This window comes from Mesorhizobium sp. M8A.F.Ca.ET.021.01.1.1 (genome assembly GCF_003998025.1).
GTDB lineage: Bacteria > Pseudomonadota > Alphaproteobacteria > Rhizobiales > Rhizobiaceae > Mesorhizobium.
The window spans coordinates 1-2,711 of record NZ_RZSJ01000722.1; the positions used below are offsets into that span (position 1 = coordinate 1).

Sequence of the window (2,711 nt, forward strand, 5' to 3'; positions counted from 1 at the left end):
TGAGAGATTTGCGAAACCGGCGATGACAGTCAATCTCCCCCCTCGTGGGGGAGATGTCCGGTAGGGCAGAGGGGGGCGCCAAGGAACACCAACCATCCCAATCGTCGACTGCATCCTAACCGCCAATCAACACCGTGCTCTCCGGCGACCATCGCAGCACCACATCCTGCCCCTCCGCCAGCCTGTCGGCACCGGTATTTTGCACGATGACCTTCAGCGTCTGTCCGGCGCGCTCGACGAAATAGGTGCTGTTATTGCCGGCGAAGATGGACTTCGACACCTGCCCCTCGAGCATGTTGACATTGGCGGCATCCACGGGCCCGGCATCGGCGGCAATGCGGATGCGCTCGGGCCGCACGGCCCAGCCTGCCCCTGGCCAGCGCGACATGGCCGAGCAGGATGGCGAACAGGCCGCGCCCGACGCCGAAGAAGAAGATCAGCATCGCCGTGCCGGTGATCAGCCAAGGAATGGCGATCGGCGGAAACAGCAGCGCCTGCAGGAATTTCTTGCCACGAAACTCATGACGAAAGAGCGCCAGCGACGCCGCCGAGCCGAGCACGGTTGAAATGATCGTGGTGATGACCGCGATCTCGATGCTGTTCCAGGTCGCCGCGATCAGCTGGTCGTTCTGCCACAGCGAGGCGTACCACTCGGTCGTCCATTCGAACGGCAGCTGATAGAAGGGCGAGACGTTGAACGACATCAGCGCCATGATGATAGGCAAATAAAGGAAGGCGAGCAGCAGCCCGACATAGAGGCGACCCAGCCATTCGAGGATGCGCGTCGTCGCCATCACGCCACCCTCCGCAGCAGCGGCGAAGCCACCGCCAGGATGACCAGCACGACGGCGAGCAGGAAGAAGGACAGTGCTTCCCCGAGCGGCCAGTGAACACGGCGACGAACTGGTCCTCGATGACCGTGCCAAGCCAATTCTGTCAACCACCAGCGCAGGGACGCTTCATCGCAATTCGCCCGGAGCCGCCCTTCGAGGAACCGCTTTGACGAAAAAAGGCCCGCTCCGGGAAGCCGGAGCGGGCCTTGGGGAGGATGAAGGGGTGGACCCTCTCCTCTTGTTTTACGGGAGGTGTGGACCGCGATCACCATACCTGAACCCCGCGAAATGCCTGATGCATCACAATCCGGTGCTCGGCAACGTAAGCGCGGTCACGCGATCGCGATTGCTCCCGTGATCGAACTGCTAAATGCGGCCCAGGACGACAAGAATGATGATGATGATCAGCACAAGTCCGAGACCACCGCCACCATAATAACCGGTTCCGTAGAACGGACCACCACCGATACCGCTGAAGCCGCCAAGCAGCGCGAGGATTAGAATGATGATAAGTATTGTTCCGAGACCCATGACTTTCCCAGCTCCTAAATGCGCGCTTTCGCGCCGTTTCAACATCGCGCTATTTCAGATGTTGTAAGGTATGAACGTTTTAGGGGAGCTGGCGTTCCCCCGGGCCATCCCGGCTACGGAGCATCCAGCCCGCAAAGCAGAAAGCCCGCCTGGACGGCGGCTTTCCGACCGGTCGGAGGCCAGGAGAGTGCGGTCAAAGCCTCAGGGCTGGTTCCGCAGCCTCCTTCAACCTCAGCGGCGTGCGATCAGCAGGCAGAGCTGGCGCAGGTCGCGGTCATAAGTCCCCTCGCTGCCGAGAACGTCGACGCAGCGCTTCTTCATGCGCCTCAGCTGGGAGCTCGACACCTGGGCCACGGCACGCGGAACGTTGAGCTGGCTAGGGTTGGGCGATATGCCCACGTTCGACGGGTTGCTGGGATTGGTTACGTTGCCGATGCCCACGCCGACGCCGACACCACTAGTACCGCCAACATTGGCGCCAAGCCCCGCGTTGATACCGCCTGTTCCACCAGCATTGGCACCGAGCCCGGCGTTGATGCCGCCCGAATCTCCGATATTGGCGCCGGCCACGGCATTCGCGCCGTTGCTGCCGCCGACCGAAGCGCCGAGCTACAGCGCCCTCGCCTAGGGAGCAGCTCCGACCACTGGACGCTGAGGAGCCTGTTGGCCAACCCTCACAGCCTGGCCTTCAGAATAACCGGTAGAACAGCCGATAGTGTACATGTTCCATGTAAGCGCGATACTCCGGCCCGGCGGCCAGCAAGGCCTCCTCGCGCAGGATTCGATACAGCTGCATGTAGGTGATGACCGCATAGACAGCGAGATTGTGGAAGGAAAAGGCCGACAGGAGGTAGAGCACATGGCCGGCGAGGTAGCCGGCATAGATCGGATGCCGCACCAGCCGATAGGCACCGCCCGTCATCACACCGCGATTGGCCGGCAGGATCGCAAAAGAGCGCCCCAGCGAGATCTTGCCCCAGATAACGAACAACAATGCGATGATCTGTAACGGCGCGGCGACGTAGAGAGGAATCAGCGCAATGCCTGGCTTGAGACTGATCAACGCAACGCCAAAACTGGCTGTCACCGAAACGATGACGGTAAGCAGATTCCAGTCACGCGTGACCGGACGCCGCGACAGAAGCAGCCAGGTGAAGGTGAGTATCTCGGAAATCGCCACCAGCGCGGTGTTGAGCCGGGTCGGATCCTCGAGAAGCTGATAGACGCCGCGATAGACGAACAGCCCCGCGCACAGCAGCGCACAGGCGCGAAAGAAGCCTTCGCGCAAGTCGAGCATGATCTCGTGCTTGCGCGCCGCCGACAAAAGCCTTTTGTCTGGCGCACGCG

At 61.6% G+C, this 2,711-nt stretch carries 4 protein-coding genes and 2 pseudogenes; all 6 read right to left on the reverse strand.

All coding sequences use genetic code 11. The features are described 5' to 3' along the window. Window positions 1–115: 115 nt before the first annotated feature. Window positions 116–361: pseudogene (locus EOA36_RS32835) on the reverse strand (TOBE domain-containing protein); the annotation flags it as partial. Further along, on the reverse strand, window positions 252–794 hold the full coding sequence (locus tag EOA36_RS32840) for a hypothetical protein (protein WP_245464536.1): 543 nt from the start codon (window positions 792–794) through the stop codon (window positions 252–254). The pseudogene EOA36_RS32835 and the gene EOA36_RS32840, both read right to left, overlap by 110 nt. Continuing rightward, window positions 794–930: pseudogene (locus EOA36_RS32845) on the reverse strand (ABC transporter permease); the annotation flags it as partial. The gene EOA36_RS32840 and the pseudogene EOA36_RS32845, both read right to left, overlap by 1 nt. A 269-nt stretch (window positions 931–1,199) precedes the next feature. Then, window positions 1,200–1,364, reverse strand: a complete 165-nt coding sequence (locus EOA36_RS32850) for a DUF3309 family protein (RefSeq protein WP_127280942.1) — start codon at window positions 1,362–1,364, stop codon at window positions 1,200–1,202. Between the two features lie 231 nt (window positions 1,365–1,595). Further along, window positions 1,596–1,934 (reverse strand): hypothetical protein, encoded by a 339-nt coding sequence (locus EOA36_RS32855; protein WP_245464537.1) that lies wholly within the window; start codon window positions 1,932–1,934, stop codon window positions 1,596–1,598. Between the two features lie 118 nt (window positions 1,935–2,052). Further along, entirely contained in the window at window positions 2,053–2,688 is a 636-nt protein-coding gene (locus EOA36_RS32860) for an isoprenylcysteine carboxylmethyltransferase family protein (protein WP_245464538.1), read from the reverse strand. Window positions 2,689–2,711: the final 23 nt, after the last annotated feature.

Excerpts from the sequence above, each read along its gene's own strand:
- EOA36_RS32840 (WP_245464536.1), bottom strand. The coding sequence starts at position 794 with ATGGCGACGACGCGCATCCTCGAATGGCTGGGTCGCCTCTATGTCGGG.
- EOA36_RS32850 (WP_127280942.1), bottom strand. The coding sequence starts at position 1,364 with ATGGGTCTCGGAACAATACTTATCATCATTCTAATCCTCGCGCTGCTT.